Genomic DNA, 15,087 nt, shown 5'->3' with positions numbered 1-15,087 from the left:
CTTGCGGATGATGCGTTCTCAGCAAGCATGATGAAGTTGCGGGAACGTTTTCATAGCGGCTCACCGGCCGCGGACGGCGCCGCGCACAGTGCCTCACTCGCGGGGGCCTCACTCACGGAGGAGCGGGATGAAGATCACCGGCCTGGAAGTGCTGACCCTCCCCGACCACGGCGACAGCATGATGCTGGTGGTGGTCGACACCGACGAGGGCATCCACGGCCTGGGCGAGGTCGGCATCAGATCCCGGCAGCGGGCGGTCGCGGGCGGCCTCGAACACCTCGCGGAGCTGATCGTCGGCGAGGACCCGCGGCGCATAGAGCACCTGTGGCAGGTGATGTTCCGCCGCGGCTTCTTCCCCGCCGACCGCATCATCGGCGCCGCCATCGCCGCCGTGGACGTCGCCCTGTGGGACATCCGCGGCAAGGCGCTCGGCGTGCCGGTGCACGACCTGCTCGGCGGACGCGTACGGGACTGGGTCCCGGCGTACGTGCACGTCGGCGACGACTACCACGACCGCGAGCGATTCCTCGACCGCTGCCGGGAGTTGGTCGCCGAGGGCTGGCGGCATGTGCGCTTCTCCGCGCCGCACGACGTGGACGACGTCCTCGACGCCCGGCGCTGCCTGCGCGATTCGGTGAGCCTGTTCCACGCGGTGCGGGACGCGCTCGGCGACGAGATCGAGCTGATCCTGGACGTGCACACCCGGCTCGACCCGCCGGAGGCGGTCACCCTGTGCCGCGAGATCGAGGCGGCCCGACCGTACTTCGTCGAGGACCCGCTGCGCAGCGAGAACCCCGAGAGCTACCGGATGCTGCGCGCGCGGACCGGCGTACCGCTGGCGGCGGGCGAACAGTACGGCTCCAAATGGGAGTTCAGGACCCTGATCGAGGAGGAGCTGATCGACTACGCCCGCGTCGACATCGGGGTGGCGGCCGGGCTGACCGAGGCGAAGAAGATCGCCGCGATGGCGGAGACCCACCACATCAAGCTCGCCACCCACAATCCGCTGGGCCCGGTCACCGCCGCGTCCTCGCTCCAACTCAACCTGGCCTGCCCGAATGTGGCGATCCAGGAGCACCAGACGGACCCCGAGCCCGCCATCGCCGCGCTCTTCCCCAGCCGCCCGGCCATCTCCCCCGGCCGCGTCACGCCGACCGACGCGCCGGGCCTCGGCGTCACCCTCGACCGCGACGCCGCCCGCGCCCACCGCGCCACGACGACCGAGCGGCCCCATCTGCGCACGCCGGACGGCGCCTTCACCAACTGGTAGAAGGATCAGGGCACGTCGGACGCGGATTCGGCGGGCGTTACGCGACCGGGGACGGGACGACCGGGACGGCCGCGTTGGGGTCGTGGCCCGCGAAGGCCAGGGTGATGACGAAGCCCGCGACCTCCTCGACCTGGCGGGCGCGGTCCAGTCCGCCGAGGACGGCCGGGGTCGCGGCCACGTCCCGGACGAGGCGGGCGACCACGTCCAGCGCGGCCGGGTCGTCGCCGCAGATCGGGACGGTGACGGCCGGCCCGACGGGGTCGGTCCACTGGGTCGAGGGGAAGAGGTGGAACGCCTTGACCACATGCGCGCCGGGGGCGCGGGCGGCGACGCGCCCGGCCATGGACTCGGCGGGTCCCGTGAGCAGGACTCCGGCGCCGTGCGCCACCGCGTTCGTGGGGTCGATCAGCGGCGTCCCGGCCAGCAGTCCCTCGGCCGCGCCCGCCGCGCCCAGCATGTCCTCCGCGCCGTCCCACGCGACGGCGAGCAACACCGCGTCCCGCCCGCTGACGGCCGTCCGGGGCGCGACGGCCCGCGTGCCGCGGCCCAGCGCCTCGGCGAGCGCCGCCGCCTTGGCCGTCGAGCGCCCCGCGACCACCACCTCGTGCCCGGCGCGCAGCCAGCCCTCGCCCAGCGCCCGCGCCAGCGTTCCCGTACCGAGAATCCCGATCCGCATCCTTCGCTCCCTCGACCGTGCCCCTGTGCCGTGGCCCGCGCCGCGCCCGTGGCCTGTGCCGTGACCAGCGCCTTGACCCGCGCTGCGACCAGTCCCCGCCCGGCGCCGTGACCAGCGGCGATCGTCTGACGGATACGGTAGGGAAGCCGATACGCACCGGCCGGTGCGCGAGGGACGGACCATGATGGGTGGCGCGATGAGCCCTCACGAGAGCCCCGACGAGACGCGCGAGAGCCCCGGCGCGCACTGCTACGAACGGGTCGCCGACTGCCGGCTGCGCGCGGCCACCGACCTGTTCGCCCACACCTGGGACCCGGTCGTGCTCGCGGCGCTGCGCACGGGCCCGCGCCGCCGCCGCGCGCTGCGCGCCGCGATCGGCGGGATCAGCGACAAGGTCCTGACCGAGACGCTGCACCGGCTGCTCGGGAACGGCCTGGTGGGCCGCCGGGCGTACGCGGAGGCGCCGCCGCGCGTCGAGTACGGGCTGACCGCGCTGGGCGAGAGCCTGGTCGACGGCCCGATGCGGGCGCTCGGCCGCTGGGCCCTCGACCACGGCGACGAACTCCTCGACGCCCAGGAGGCGGCGCATGCAGCGGCGCATACGGCGGCGCATGCAGCGGCGCATACGGCGGCGCGCGAAGCGGCGCGGGGCGCCGAGGAGTGGTGAGCAGTCGGTGAGCGGTGATGAGCGGTGCGTCGCGGTGGCTCGCCGGGGTTCACGGTTGCTCGCCGTGGCTCGCGGTGGTGAGGCGACAGCCCGCTACGACGCGTAGAAGTTCCGCTGCCAGCGGTGCTTGGCGAGGATCGCGAGCTGCTCGTCGGTCAGCGGCGTCCCGTCGCTGACCGCGGTGTTGCGCTCGACATTGCGCACCGACCGCATGCCGGGGATGACGGTGGAGACGGCCGGCGCGCTGAGGACGTAGCGCAGGGCGGTCTCGGCGATGGCGTCGGGGGCGATGCCCAGGTCGTCCACGATCGCCCGGACGCGCTGCTCGACCTGGGCCGGGCGGTCGCCGCGGAAGTAGCGGTTGCGGAAGTCGCCCTCGGGGAAGGTCGTACCGGCCGTGACCGCGCCGGTCAGACCGCCCTCGTCGAGCGCGACGCGGACGATCACGCCGACGCCGTGCTCCTGGCAGGCGGGCAGCAGCGACTCGGCGGGCGTCTGCTCGAAGATGTTGTAGATGACCTGGACGGTGTCCACGACACCGCTGCGGACCAGCGCCAGCGAGTTGTCCGTCTCGTGGTCGTTGATCGAGACGCCGAACAGCCGGATCTTGCCCTGCTGCTTGAGGTCGGCGACGGTCTCCAGCCAGTCGCCCCTGCCGACCCACTCGTCCCGCCAGACGTGGAACTGGAGCACGTCGAAGTGGTCGAGGCCGCTGGCGCGCAGGCTGGTCTCCAGGCTGGCGCGGATGTGCTCGCCGGAGAACGCCTCTTCCGCGGTCACCCCGGCGGGCGCGGGCCATGTGCCGTTGCCCGGCGGGACCTTGGTGGCGACCAGGATCTCGTCACCGGCCGCCGCCCGCTCGCGGACGACCCGGCCGACGATGCGCTCGCTCTCGCCGTAGCCGCGGGCGGTGTCGATGAGGTTCACGCCGAGGTCGACGGCCCGGTGCAGGGCGCGCACCGACTCGTCCTCGGTCGCGCCCACCCACGCCCCCTCGCCGATGCCCCAGGCGCCGTAGCCGATCTCCGACACGGACAGGCCGCTGCGGCCCAGTTCGCGGTAACGCACAGACTTCCTCTTCTCGGGGTTGCGGAATGCGAAGGCGCGGGCGGACCGTCAGCCGGCGGCGCTGAGCCGGGCGATCTCGTCGGCGTCCAGGGTGAGTTCGGCGGCGGCGACCGAGTCGCGGATGGTCTCGGGGCGGCTGGAGCCGGGGATCGGGACGACGACCGGGGACAGCGCGAGCAGCCAGGCCAGGCAGACCTGCTGCGGGCTGACGCCGTGCGCGGCGGCGACCTTGGCGAACTCCCCGTAGGAGGAGCCGAGTTCACCGGCGTGGGCGATACCGCCGAGCGGGCTCCACGGCAGGAAGGCGATGCCCAGCTCGTCGCAGAGCGTCAACTCCGGCTCGCTGGAGCGATACGCGGGCGAGAACTGGTTCTGCACCGACACCAGGCGCCCGCCCAGGATCTCCTGGGACAGCCGGATACGGTCCGGGCTCGCGTTGGAGATGCCCGCCATCCGGATCTTGCCCGCGTCCAGCAGCTCGGCGAGCGCGCCCACCGACTCCTCGTACGGCACGGCGGGGTCGGGCCGGTGGAACTGGTAGAGGCCGATCGCCTCGACCCCGAGCCGCCGCAGCGACGCCTCGCAGGCCGCCTTGATGTGCTCGGGCCTGCCGTCCAGCGTCCACGAACCGTCGCCCGGCCGCAGGTGGCCGCCCTTGGTCGCGACCAGCACGCCGTCGCTGTCGCCGCCGTACGAGGCCAGCGCCTTCGCGATCAGCGACTCGTTGTGCCCGACCTCGTCGGCGTGCCAGTGGTACGCGTCCGCGGTGTCGATCAGGGTCACCCCGGCGTCGAGCGCCGCGTGGATCGTCGCGACGGAACGTGCCTCCTCCGGGCGCCCCTCGATCGACATGGGCATCCCGCCCAGCCCGATCGCGCTGACCTCGACGGCACCGATACGACGGCTCTGCATGGTTTCGCGCCTCTCTCATTCCACCTACGACGACAACGGACCTCCAGCTTCACCCGTGGGGCGGGCAGTCGTCCAATAGAAGAAAGCGAACGAATTAAGAAGCGCGGCCGTTCAATGCGCGCCGTGGCTCATTCCGCGAAGGTGAAACCGGCCAGCAGCGCGTCTCCGGTCAGTGTCCAGGTCAGCGTGTGCGGGCCGGGGCCGGGCGGGGCGGACAGCGGCGCGGTCAGCTCCGTCCAGGTGTGCCGGTCGGCGGTCGGCGGCGGGGTGAAGGCGGCCAGCGGCGCGCCGTCGCAGCGCAGCTCGATCCGGGACGGTACGGCGCAGGACCCGCCCTCGGCCGCCGGACGGCTGACCTCGACCGCGACCGTACGCGCCCCGGTCAGGCCGACGTCCCGGAAGACGGCGGTGGCCGGTTCCCCCGGCGCCGCGGGGCCGACCGCGTCACCGGAGACGGGGCCCGCGTCCAGCAGCCGCAGCCCCGTACAGGCGTCGAAGTCCACGGCCGCCACACGCACTCCGACCGCCGTACGGGGAGCGGGAGTCGGGCCGGTGACCTCCAGCCGGGCGGTCGCGGCGACGTCCTGGACCCCGCGCGCCACGAGGACGTCGTACGCGCCCGGGTCCACGGTGAAGGCGCCGGTCCCGACGTCCCAGTGCGCGAGCGCGTCGGCGGGCACCTCGACGCTCACCTCGCGCCGCTCGCCCGGCGCGAGCCGCACCTTGCGGAAGGCGGCGAGCCGCAGCAGCGGCGCGTCGTAACGGGCGTCCACCGCACGGGTGTAGAGCTGCACGGTCTCGGTGCCCGCGCGCTCCCCGGTATTGACGACGGTCACCGTCGCCGTCACCGGCTCGCCCGGCGCGATCCGCGCCGCCGACAGCCGCAGGTCCTCGTAGCCGAACGTGGTGTACGACAGGCCGTGCCCGAACCCGTAGAGCGCGGGCGCCCGGTGGTACTGGTACGTCCAGCCCGCCGTGATGATGTCGTAGTCCAGCGGCGGCGGGAGCGGGTCGTCGCCGCGGTACCAGGTCTGCGGCAGCCGCCCGGTCGGCTCGCTCGCGCCGAGCAGCACCGCCGCCAGCGCCCGGCCGCTCTCCTGCCCGCCGTGCGCGGTCCACAGCACCGCGGGCACCCGCTCCTGCGCCCAGTCGAGCGCGTACGGATAACTGCTGGTCACGGCCAGTACGGTGCGCGGCTGCGCGGCGGCGACCGCCCGCAGCAGCGCGTCCTGCGCGGGCGGCAGGGCGGTGTCGGGGCGGTCCTGCGTCTCACGGCCGTTGATCAGCGGGTCGTTGCCGAGGACGACGACGGCGGTGTCGGCCGCCGCGGCGGCGGCCCGCGCCTGCGCGATCCCGTCGCGTACGACCGTACGGCGCCAACTCTCTGCCTCCGCGGGGGTGTCGGCGCTCACCGTCACGCGCCCGGTCGCCCCGTCCACGGCCGCGTACCGGCCGCTGTGCACATGCCGCAGCAGCTCCGTACCGTCCGCCCGCTCCTCGAGGCGGAAGGTCTCCTGGACGTCCCAGCCGTTGGGCAGCGCCTGATCCGCCGTCAGCACCCATTGCCCGGAAGCGTTTTCGTCGCCGCCGCTGGGAACACCCCCGTCGCGCGCGGTCAGATAGCGGCCGGTGCGGGCGCTGCGCAGGGTCAGCACCCCGCCGCCCCAGTCGAAGACGTCGAAGCAGAAGTCGTCGGCCGGGACCTCGGCCGCCGGGGCCGCGAGCAGCAGCGGTCCCGCCGGGTCGGCGGCGGGCACCGACAGCGCGCCGTCCGACGAGGTGGCGTGCAGGGCGATCCGGTCGACGCCCTCGACCACGGCGGTCACCTCGTCGCCGCGCGCGGCCAGCGCGGCCGTCAGCCCGTCGGCGGCCGTGATCCGGTACGGCATCGTGCCGCTGTACCAGTCCTCGAAGAGGGTGTCCGCGAGCGGCCCGATCACCGCGACCTTGTGCCGTACCCCCGCGACCGGCTCCAGCGGCAGCGTCCCGTCGTTCTTCAGCAGCACCACCGCCTCCGTGGCCGCGCGCAGGGCGAGTTCGCGGTGCGCGGGCGAGTCGACGGCGTCCCAGCCGATGGCCGCGTACGGGTCGCGCTCCGGGTCGAACTCGCCGAGCCGGAAGCGGATCGCGAGCTGCCGCCGTACCGCGCGCGTCACGTCGTCCTCGTCGATCAGCCCGCGCCGCAGCGCCTCCTGGAGGCGGCCGACGGTGACGGCGGAGTCCTCGCCGTGGTCGGTGAAGCTGTCGACCCCGGCGCGCAGCGCCGCCGCGTGCGACTCGGCGTGGTCGGTGAAGTAGTGCTCGGGGTCGACCAGATTGCTCGGCGCCTCGGCGTCGCTGACCACGAACAGCTCGTGCCCGGTGGGCGCTGCCCAGCGCCGCAGCTCCGACTCGATCAGCGGACTGACGTGGCAGGGACGGCCGTTGACCAGGTTGTACGCGAGCATCGCGCCGGTCGCGGCGCCCGAGGCGACGGCCGGGCGGAAGGCGGCGAGGTCGTACTCGTGCAGCACGCGCGGGCGCAGCCCCGAGGAGGTGACGCAGCGGTCGTCCTCGTTGTTGTAGGCGAGGAAGTGCTTGAGGATCGGCGCCGTGCGCAGGTGCTCGGGGTCGTCGCCCGCCATGCCCCGGCAGTAGGCGTCGCCCAGGCGCGCGGTGAGCAGCGGGTCCTCCGCGTAGCCCTCCTCGTTGCGCCCCCAGCGCGGGTCGCGGAGCAGATTCACCACCGGCGCCCACGCCTGGAGGCTGATCGGCCCGGCGCCGATGGGTGCGGCCCTGTGGTGGTGGAAGGCGCGCTGCTCGACGGAGACGGCCGTCGCGACCGCGTGCGTCAGCTCCTCGTCCCAGGTGGCGCCCAGGCCCACGGCCTGCGGAAAGGTGGTGGCGGTGCCGAGCCACGCGACGCCGTGCAGCGCCTCGGTGCCGGTGCGGAAGGCGGCGATGCCCAGCCGGGGCACGGCCGGGGCGTACTGGTGCAGCAGCGCCACGCGCTCGTCGGGGGTGAGCCTGCCGAGCAGGTCCTCGACCCGTTCGCGCAGCGGCAGTTCCGCGTCGCGGAAGGGCGGCCGGTCGTGCACGGGCGTCGTACTCACTGAGGCAAACCCCTTGGGCCGGTGACGTGGTGAAGCGCTTCGCCGAAGCTGACACGCCGCCGACGAGGGTGTCAACGGGTCGCGCACAACCTCCGTCCGGCGCACCGCTGTCGAATTCATCGAACGCCCTGACCAGGGCGGCGATGATGTCCGCAGGACCGTACGGGGCCGGAATCCGCCCGCCGGACAGTCGCGTCAGAACTCTTGTCGGAACCGAAGCACGTGGTTACTGTCGCCGACACATCGAAGCGCTTCGACAGTCCTCTTCGACACTCTCCCCGGCGCCTCGCCCCCTCCACGCGGCACCGGCACGGCAAAACGGCACCCACGGCACGCACCCTCGGCGTCCCCCCGGATCGGACCACCCCACACGGCGAAGGACCCACCATGACCAGCCAGTTGAACCGCAGAACCTTTGTGAGCGCGGCGGCGGCGACAGCCGGAGCCGCGGCGCTGTCCCCGCTGCTGACCGCCTGCGGAAGCGGGTCGAGCAGCAAGGGTGGCACCAGCAGCAAGAGCGGACTGAAGGCGGCGCTGCCGCAGTTCACCGCGAGCCGCTCGGTCACGGCGGACATCCCGGCGGTGCCGGGCGCCGCGGGCACCGCCACCGACCCCGGCTTCCTGACCTACCCGGCGAACCCGGTGAAGACGGTCGACGGCGTGCCGGGCAAGGGCGGCAGCTACACCGCCGTCACCCCGCTGTGGGGCACCATCCCGGAGCCGGGCAACTCCTTCTACCAGGCCATGAGCAAGGCCCTCGGCGTGACGCTGACGATGAAGCCCGCCGACGGCAACCACTACGACACCGCCATCCCCACCATGACGGCGGCCAAGAAGCTGCCGGACTGGATCCAGCTCCCCACCTGGTGGAACGCCAGCTTCAACGTCGGCAAGCTGGCCGGCACCCAACTGGCCGACCTCACGCCGTACCTGGCGGGCGACGCGGTCAAGGACTACCCGAACCTCGCCGCGATCCCGACCGGCGCCTGGCAGGCCGGGGTGTGGGAGGACAAGCTCTACGGCATCCCGTCCTTCTCCAGCGGCTTCGTCGTCGCGGGCACCACCTACCACCGCGCCGACATCCTCCAGTCCAAGGGCATCAACCCGGACGAGATCTCCTCGGCCGCCGATCTCCTCGCGCTCGGCAAGGAGTTGACGAACGCCAAGGGCGGCGTGTGGGCCTTCGACGACCTGTGGACGTATCTCTCCCCGTTCTGGGGCGTGCCCAACAAGTGGACGGTCAAGGACGGCAAGCTGGTCCACAAGTACGAGGGCCAGGAGCTGCTGGAGGCGCTGGACTGGCACTACAAGCTCGCCAAGTCCGGCTACATGCACCCGGACGCGCTCGCGGGCAACACCAACGACGGCAAGAACCGGTTCTACGCGGGCAAGGTCGTCGTCACCGGCGACGGCACCGGCGCGTGGAACCTCGCCGACGCGCAGGCGGGCACGGCGGCCGATCCGAAGTACCGGCGCGGCGCGTTCAAGGTCTTCGCCGCCGACGGCACGTCGAAGCCCGGCATCTTCCTCGGCAACTCCACCAGCCTGATGAGCTATCTGAACATCAAGCTGTCGAAGGACCGGATCAAGGAGCTGCTGGCGGTCGCCAACTACCTTGCCGCGCCCTACGGTTCCGCCGAGTACACGATGGTGAACTACGGCGCCGAGGGCGTCCACTACACGATGGACAACGGCACGCCCACCTTCACCGACGAGGGCAAGAAGGACGTCCAGCAGCAGACGTACCCGTTCCTGGCCACCTGCTCCGCGGTGATCAGCAATCCGGGCGCCCCGCAGGTGACCAAGGACTACGCGGCCTGGCAGGCGGCAGCGGCGGCGACCGCGTACAAGCCGGTGTTCTGGAACATGAACATCACCGTGCCGCAGCGCTTCGCGACCGCCGACGCGGGCCAGGCCGTCGAGGACACCATCAAGGACTGCTACCACGGCAAGAAGAAGGTCTCCGACGTGCAGGCCGCGATCTCCTCGTGGAAGAGCAGCGGCGGCACGCGGTTGACGACGTGGATGCAGACGAACGTGCTCGACAAGTACGGCTCGGGGCAGTAGGCGGTGGCCGCGATCATCACCGGGAAGGCGGACGGGACACCGGGGAAGCCGGCCGCCGCGGACGGGGACACCGGCAAGGGCGCACGCGACGGCAAGAAGGGCTCACGCGAGGCCAAGAGCACGGCGCACGGCGGCCTGACCTGGCGCGTGCGGCTGCGCCGCGACAAGTCGCTGCTGCTGATGACCCTCCCGGCCGTCGCGCTGCTGCTGGTCTTCAACTACGCGCCGCTGTTCGGCCTGGTCACCGCCTTCGAGTACTACGACCCGCTGGTCGGCGTCCGCAACAGCGACTTCGCGGGCCTGGAGCAGTTCCGGCAGCTCTTCCACGACCCGCTGTTCTGGGGCGCGTTGCGCAACACGCTCTTCCTCAGCTCCGTCCAGATCGTCCTCTTCTTCCCGGTGCCGATCGCGCTCGCCCTGATGCTCAACACCGTGATCAGCGAACGGCTGCGGAATTTCGTGCAGTCCATCGTCTATCTGCCGCACTTCTTCTCCTGGGTGCTGACGATCACCGTCTTCCAGCAGATGCTCGGCGGCGCGGGCGTGCTCAACCAGTTCCTGCGCCGGCACTCGATCGGCACCTGGGACGTGATGACCGACCCGCACACCTTCGCGCTGCTCATCACCTCGCAGGCGGTGTGGAAGGAGGCGGGCTGGGGCATCATCGTCTTCCTCGCGGCGCTCGCGGCCATCGACCAGAACCAGTACGAGGCCGCGGCCGTCGACGGCGCGGGCCGGTGGCGCCGGATGTGGCACATCACGCTGCCCGGCATGCGCGGGGTGATCGTGCTGATGCTCGTGCTGCGGCTCGGCAACGCGCTGACCGTCGGCTTCGAGCAGTTCCTGATCCAGCGCGGCGCGGTCGGCCACGACGCGGCCGACGTCCTGGACACCTTCTCCTTCTACTACGGCATCGCCACCAACAACTACAGCTACGGCGCCGCCGCCGGTCTGTTCAAGAGCGTCATCTCGCTGCTGCTGATCTGGGGCGCGAACCGGCTGGCGCACTCCTTCGGCGAGGACGGGTTGTACCGCAGATGACCGACACACTGACCGTGGGCGGCGACCGCGCCGGCCGTACGCGGAACCCCCGTGCGCGCAAGAGCCCGCAGCGCCCGTCGTGGGAGGAGGCGCCGGGCGTCGCCGGGCAGACCTTCAAGGGCGCCACCTTGGCCCTGGTCGTGGCGGCCGTCCTGGTGCCGCTGTGGATCGTGGCGCTGACCAGCCTGTCCACGCCGGGTGCGATCGGCCGCGCGGGCGGCCTGGTGATCTGGCCGGACGGGGTGACGCTCAACGCCTACCGGCTGATGCTGGAGAACGGCGCGGTCACCCGCGCCCTGCTGGTCAGCCTCGGCGTCACGGGCGTCGGCACCGCGATCTCGATGGTGGTCTCCGTGCTGTGCGCGTACGGCCTGTCGCGCTCCGGGTCGCTCGGCCACCGGGCGATCCTGATGGTGCTGATCGTCACCATGTTCGTCAGCGGCGGCCTGATCCCGACGTACCTCGTCGTCACCGGCCTCGGCGGCTACGGCCAGTACTGGGCGCTGATCCTGCCCAGCGCGATCTCCGTGTTCAACATCCTCGTACTGCGCGCCTTCTACTCCGGCACCTCCGCGGAACTCATCGACGCGGCGCGGATGGACGGCGCGAACGACTGGCGCATCCTGTGGTCGGTCGTGCTGCCCACCTCGCGGGCCGTGACCGCCGTCGTCACGCTCTTCTACGCGGTCGGATACTGGAACTCCTTCTTCAATGTCATGCTCTACATGCCCACGGACAGCCCCAAGTGGCCGTTGCAGTACGTGCTGCTGGAGTACGTCAACTACGGGATGAACATGCCGGGTTCGGTGAACAGCGGCTTCGGCACCGCGCACGCGCAGACCGCGCCGCTGTCGCTCCAGATGGCCGTCGTGGTGCTCACCCTCGTACCGATCCTGATGGTCTACCCCTTCATGCAGAAGCACTTCAAGACCGGCGTGCTGACCGGAGCGGTCAAGGGATGAGCGGTCGGGGGACGGACGGTCACGGGATGAGCGGGCACGGGATGAGCGGTCGGGGCACGGGTGAACGTACGCAGGGGACCGCGGGGCCGCCACCACGACAGGAGCAGCACAGCATGATGGGAAGCACCTCCGCCGTGACCATCGCCGAAGTGGCCAAGCACGCCGGGGTGTCGTCGAGCACGGTCAGCTATGTCATCAGCGGCAAGCGCTCGATCTCCGAGGCGACCAGGCGCCGGGTCGAGGCGGCCATCAGGGAGTTGGGCTACCACCCCAACGCGGGCGCGCGGGCGCTGGCGGGCAAGCGGTCGCACATCATCGCGCTGATGGTGCCGCTGCACACCGACGTCTACGTGCCGATCATGATGGAGATCGCCATCGCGGTGACCATGGCCGCGCGCGGCTTCGGCTACGACGTGCTGCTGATCACCAACGACGAGGGCCCGGACGGGGTGCGGCGGGTCGCGGCCAGCGGCCTGGCCGACGGCGTGATCCTGATGGACGTCGAGCTGGACGACGACCGCATCCCCGTCCTGCGGGCGCAGAACACGCACGCCGCGCTGATCGGACTGCCCGCCGACGCCACCGGACTGTCGTGCGTGGACCACGACTTCGCGGCGGCGGGCGCGCTGTGCGCCGACCACCTGGCCGACCTCGGCCACCGCGACGTGGCCTTCATCGGCTACAGCCCGGCGGTCTACCGGCGGCACGCCGGTTACGCGGAGCGGACGCTGACCGGCTTCCGTACGAGGTCGGCCGAGCGCGGGCTGCGGATCGTGCACCGGCCGTGCGACGGGACGTACGAGAGCACGGCGGGCGCCTTCACCCGCGTCCTCGCCGACCGGCCGGAGACCACCGGCTTCGTCGTGCAGAACGAGGGCGCGATCGGGCCGCTGCTGAGCCTGCTGCGGGCGGCCGGGCGGATCGTGCCCGAGGACGCCTCGGTGGTGGCGCTGTGCCCCGAGCCGCTGGCCGACCAGTACTCGCCGCGGCTGACCGCCGTCACCGGGCCCGCGCAGGATCTGGGACGGCGCGCGGTGGAGCTGGTCATGCGGCGGATCGAAGGCGCGGACGCCGACGAAGTCGCGCTGCTCACACCTCTGTTGACCACACGCGAGAGCACGGGCCCGGCCCCGCACCGCGACTGAGCCCCGCTTCCCCCCGGTAGCGCCGCTTCCCTACCCCCCGCTTCCCCCAATAGCGCCGCTTCCCTACCCCCCGCTTCCCCCCGGTGACGCCGCTTCCCTACCCCCGCACGCCCGTTTCCGCCCTCGCACAGAAACGTCAGGAGAGCCACCGCATGGCAGAGCACTTCCGCATCCGCGAGCACGCCCTCGAATGGCGGGCCAGGGGTGAGACGTTGCGGGTCGAGGCGTGGGGCCCGGACGCGGTCCGGGTGCGGTCCGCGCCCGCCGGGGAGATCGTCGAGGATCTGCCCGGCGCGCTGGACGCGCCGCCGCCCGGCGCCACCACCGCGATCACCGTGCACGGCGACTCGGCGACCCTCGTCAACGGCGCGCTGACCGTACGGATCGACGCCTGCGCCGAGGGCCGGCTGACCCCGGAACTGCCCGCCTCGGCGGGCCGGTTGACCTTTGTGCGCACCGACGACGGCGCAGAGCTGCTGGCCGAGGAGCCGCCGCACTTCTGGTGGCCGGGCCCGCGCCTCTACACGGCCACCGGCAACGGCTACCACCGCCTGGAGCAGCGCTTCCGCGCCTACGCGGACGAGCGCTGCTACGGCCTGGGCCAGCACGGACACGGACTCTTCGACCAGAAGGGCGCGGTCCTCGACCTCGTGCAGCGCAACGGCGAGGTGACCGTGCCGCTGCTGATCTCCAGCCGCGGCTACGGACTGCTGTGGAACTCCCCGGCGGTCGGCCGGGTCGAGCTGGGCGTCACCGGCACCCGCTGGGTCGCCGACAGCGCCCGGCAGATCGACTACTGGTTCACCGCGGGCGACCCCGGCGCGATCCTTCGCCGGTACGCCGACGCCACCGGCCACAGCCCCGAACTCCCGGACTGGGCCACGGGTTTCTGGCAGTGCAAGCTGCGCTACCGCACGCAGGAGGAGCTGCTGGAGGTCGCGCGCGAGTACCGCCGCCGCGAGCTGCCGCTGTCCGTCATCGTCTGCGACTTCTTCCACTGGACGCACCTGGGCGACTGGCGCTTCGACCCGGCGGAGTGGCCGGACCCGGCCGCGATGGTCCGCGAACTCGACTCCATGGGCGTGAAGTTGATGGTCTCGGTGTGGCCGTCGGTCAGCCCGGCCAGCGAGAACCACGCGCCGATGTGGGACCGCGGGCTGCTGATCGGCACCGAGTACGGCCCGCTCGCGCACGCCGACTGGCCGGACAAGGGCCTCGGCGCGTACGCGGCGCAGGTCGCCTTCTACGACGCCACGCACCCTGAGGCCCGCGCGTACGTGTGGGAGAAGCTGGCCGCCAACTACCTGGCGCACGGCGTCTCGGTGTTCTGGCTGGACGCCGACGAACCGGAGCTGAAGCCCAACTACCCCGCCAATCTGCGCTTCCACGCGGGGCCCGGGCTCGAAGTCGCCAACCTCTACCCACGCGAGCACGCCCGCATGGTGCACGACGGGCTGCGCGCGGCCGGACACAGCGAGGTGCTGACCCTCAACCGCTCGTCGTGGGCGGGCGCCCAGCGCTACGGCGCCGCCCTGTGGTCGGGCGACATCGGCACCGACTTCGCGTCGCTGCGCGCCCAGATCACCGCCGGGCTCAATGTGATGCTCTCCGGCATCCCCTGGTGGACCACCGACATCGGCGGCTTCCACGGCGGCGACCCCGACGACCCCGCCTACCGCGAGGTGCTGGTCCGCTGGTTCCAGTACGGCGCCTTCTGCCCGCTGTTCCGCCTGCACGGCTTCCGCGGCCCGGAACAGGTCCTGGAGCCGGGCATGACCGGTCTGCCCAACGAGGTCTGGTCCTACGGCGGGCGGGCGTACGCGGTCCTGGCGTCGTATCTGCGGCTGCGCGAGCGGCTGCGGCCGTACATCGCCGAGCAGATGCGGGTGACGGCCCGCAGCGGGGTGCCGCCGATGCGGCCGCTGCTGCTGGAGTTCCCCGACGACCAGGACGCGTGGGGCATCCGCGACGCCTTCCTGCTCGGGCCCGACCTGCTGGTGGCGCCGGTCACCGAGGCGGGCGCGGTCACGCGGGAGGTCTACCTCCCGGCGGGCGCGCGGTGGACGGACGCGTGGACGGGCGAGGAGCACGACGGCGGCCGTACGGTGACGGCCGCGGCGCCGCTCGACCGCATTCCGCTGTTCCTGCGGGACGGCGCGCGGCTGCCGATCGCGGAGCCGAGGTGAG

General features: G+C 72.3%; 11 protein-coding genes. 7 read left to right on the top strand and 4 right to left on the bottom strand.

Annotated elements, in window-relative coordinates:
- Positions 1-127: 127 nt before the first annotated feature.
- Positions 128-1,270, top strand: a complete 1,143-nt coding sequence (locus ACIOC1_RS03575; RefSeq protein ID WP_391041789.1) for an enolase C-terminal domain-like protein — start codon at positions 128-130, stop codon at positions 1,268-1,270.
- A 37-nt stretch (positions 1,271-1,307) separates the two neighbouring features.
- Here the strand turns inward: ACIOC1_RS03575 and ACIOC1_RS03570 are convergent, their stop codons facing one another.
- On the bottom strand, positions 1,308-1,946 hold the full coding sequence (locus ACIOC1_RS03570) for an NADPH-dependent F420 reductase (RefSeq protein WP_401851532.1): 639 nt from the start codon (positions 1,944-1,946) through the stop codon (positions 1,308-1,310).
- Between the two features lie 196 nt (positions 1,947-2,142).
- Here ACIOC1_RS03570 and ACIOC1_RS03565 point away from each other — a divergent pair, with 196 nt between their 5' ends.
- Positions 2,143-2,613, top strand: coding sequence for a winged helix-turn-helix transcriptional regulator (locus ACIOC1_RS03565; protein ID WP_401851529.1), 471 nt, complete (start codon positions 2,143-2,145; stop codon positions 2,611-2,613).
- 93 nt (positions 2,614-2,706) lie between these two features.
- Here ACIOC1_RS03565 and ACIOC1_RS03560 read toward each other — a convergent pair whose 3' ends face one another.
- From ACIOC1_RS03560 to ACIOC1_RS03550, 3 genes are all read right to left on the bottom strand, one after another.
- Positions 2,707-3,681 carry an aldo/keto reductase gene (locus ACIOC1_RS03560; protein WP_391041793.1) on the bottom strand — a complete coding sequence of 325 codons (975 nt, stop codon included), beginning with the start codon at positions 3,679-3,681 and terminating at the stop codon, positions 2,707-2,709.
- Between the two features lie 48 nt (positions 3,682-3,729).
- Positions 3,730-4,593 (bottom strand): aldo/keto reductase, encoded by an 864-nt coding sequence (locus tag ACIOC1_RS03555; RefSeq protein WP_355339778.1) that lies wholly within the window; start codon positions 4,591-4,593, stop codon positions 3,730-3,732.
- Positions 4,594-4,721: 128 nt separating this feature from the next.
- On the bottom strand, positions 4,722-7,685 hold the full coding sequence (locus ACIOC1_RS03550; protein ID WP_401851527.1) for a glycoside hydrolase family 3 C-terminal domain-containing protein: 2,964 nt from the start codon (positions 7,683-7,685) through the stop codon (positions 4,722-4,724).
- A gap of 387 nt (positions 7,686-8,072) precedes the next feature.
- On the opposite strand from ACIOC1_RS03550, the gene ACIOC1_RS03545 reads away from it, so the two are divergent.
- The 5 genes from ACIOC1_RS03545 to ACIOC1_RS03525 all read left to right on the top strand — a co-directional run bounded on the left by ACIOC1_RS03545 (position 8,073) and on the right by ACIOC1_RS03525 (position 15,086).
- Entirely contained in the window at positions 8,073-9,752 is a 1,680-nt protein-coding gene (locus ACIOC1_RS03545) for an ABC transporter substrate-binding protein (RefSeq protein ID WP_401851524.1), read from the top strand.
- Between the two features lie 3 nt (positions 9,753-9,755).
- Positions 9,756-10,793: an ABC transporter permease gene (locus tag ACIOC1_RS03540; RefSeq protein WP_401851522.1), complete on the top strand. Its 1,038-nt coding sequence runs from the start codon at positions 9,756-9,758 to the stop codon at positions 10,791-10,793.
- On the top strand, positions 10,790-11,755 hold the full coding sequence (locus tag ACIOC1_RS03535) for a carbohydrate ABC transporter permease (protein WP_401851519.1): 966 nt from the start codon (positions 10,790-10,792) through the stop codon (positions 11,753-11,755). Before ACIOC1_RS03540 ends, ACIOC1_RS03535 begins: the two co-directional genes overlap by 4 nt.
- 113 nt (positions 11,756-11,868) lie before the next feature.
- A complete protein-coding gene (locus tag ACIOC1_RS03530; protein WP_355339763.1) occupies positions 11,869-12,900 on the top strand; it encodes a LacI family DNA-binding transcriptional regulator in 1,032 nt (343 codons plus the stop codon).
- A 152-nt stretch (positions 12,901-13,052) separates the two neighbouring features.
- A complete protein-coding gene (locus ACIOC1_RS03525) occupies positions 13,053-15,086 on the top strand; it encodes a TIM-barrel domain-containing protein (protein WP_401851517.1) in 2,034 nt (677 codons plus the stop codon).
- Position 15,087: the final 1 nt, after the last annotated feature.

The organism is Streptomyces sp. NPDC088197 (assembly GCF_044741185.1).
In the GTDB taxonomy this organism is placed as follows: Bacteria; Actinomycetota; Actinomycetes; order Streptomycetales; family Streptomycetaceae; genus Actinacidiphila.
Note: the sequence above shows the minus strand (reverse complement) of the source record. Positions and strands in the feature narration are given on the sequence as shown.

Coding starts and splice junctions, on each gene's coding strand:
- ACIOC1_RS03575 (WP_391041789.1), top strand. CDS start 128: ATGAAGATCACCGGCCTGGAAGTGCTGACCCTCCCCGACCACGGCGAC.
- ACIOC1_RS03570 (WP_401851532.1), bottom strand. CDS start 1,946: ATGCGGATCGGGATTCTCGGTACGGGAACGCTGGCGCGGGCGCTGGGC.
- ACIOC1_RS03565 (WP_401851529.1), top strand. CDS start 2,143: ATGAGCCCTCACGAGAGCCCCGACGAGACGCGCGAGAGCCCCGGCGCG.
- ACIOC1_RS03555 (WP_355339778.1), bottom strand. CDS start 4,593: ATGCAGAGCCGTCGTATCGGTGCCGTCGAGGTCAGCGCGATCGGGCTG.
- ACIOC1_RS03545 (WP_401851524.1), top strand. CDS start 8,073: ATGACCAGCCAGTTGAACCGCAGAACCTTTGTGAGCGCGGCGGCGGCG.
- ACIOC1_RS03535 (WP_401851519.1), top strand. CDS start 10,790: ATGACCGACACACTGACCGTGGGCGGCGACCGCGCCGGCCGTACGCGG.
- ACIOC1_RS03530 (WP_355339763.1), top strand. CDS start 11,869: ATGATGGGAAGCACCTCCGCCGTGACCATCGCCGAAGTGGCCAAGCAC.
- ACIOC1_RS03525 (WP_401851517.1), top strand. CDS start 13,053: ATGGCAGAGCACTTCCGCATCCGCGAGCACGCCCTCGAATGGCGGGCC.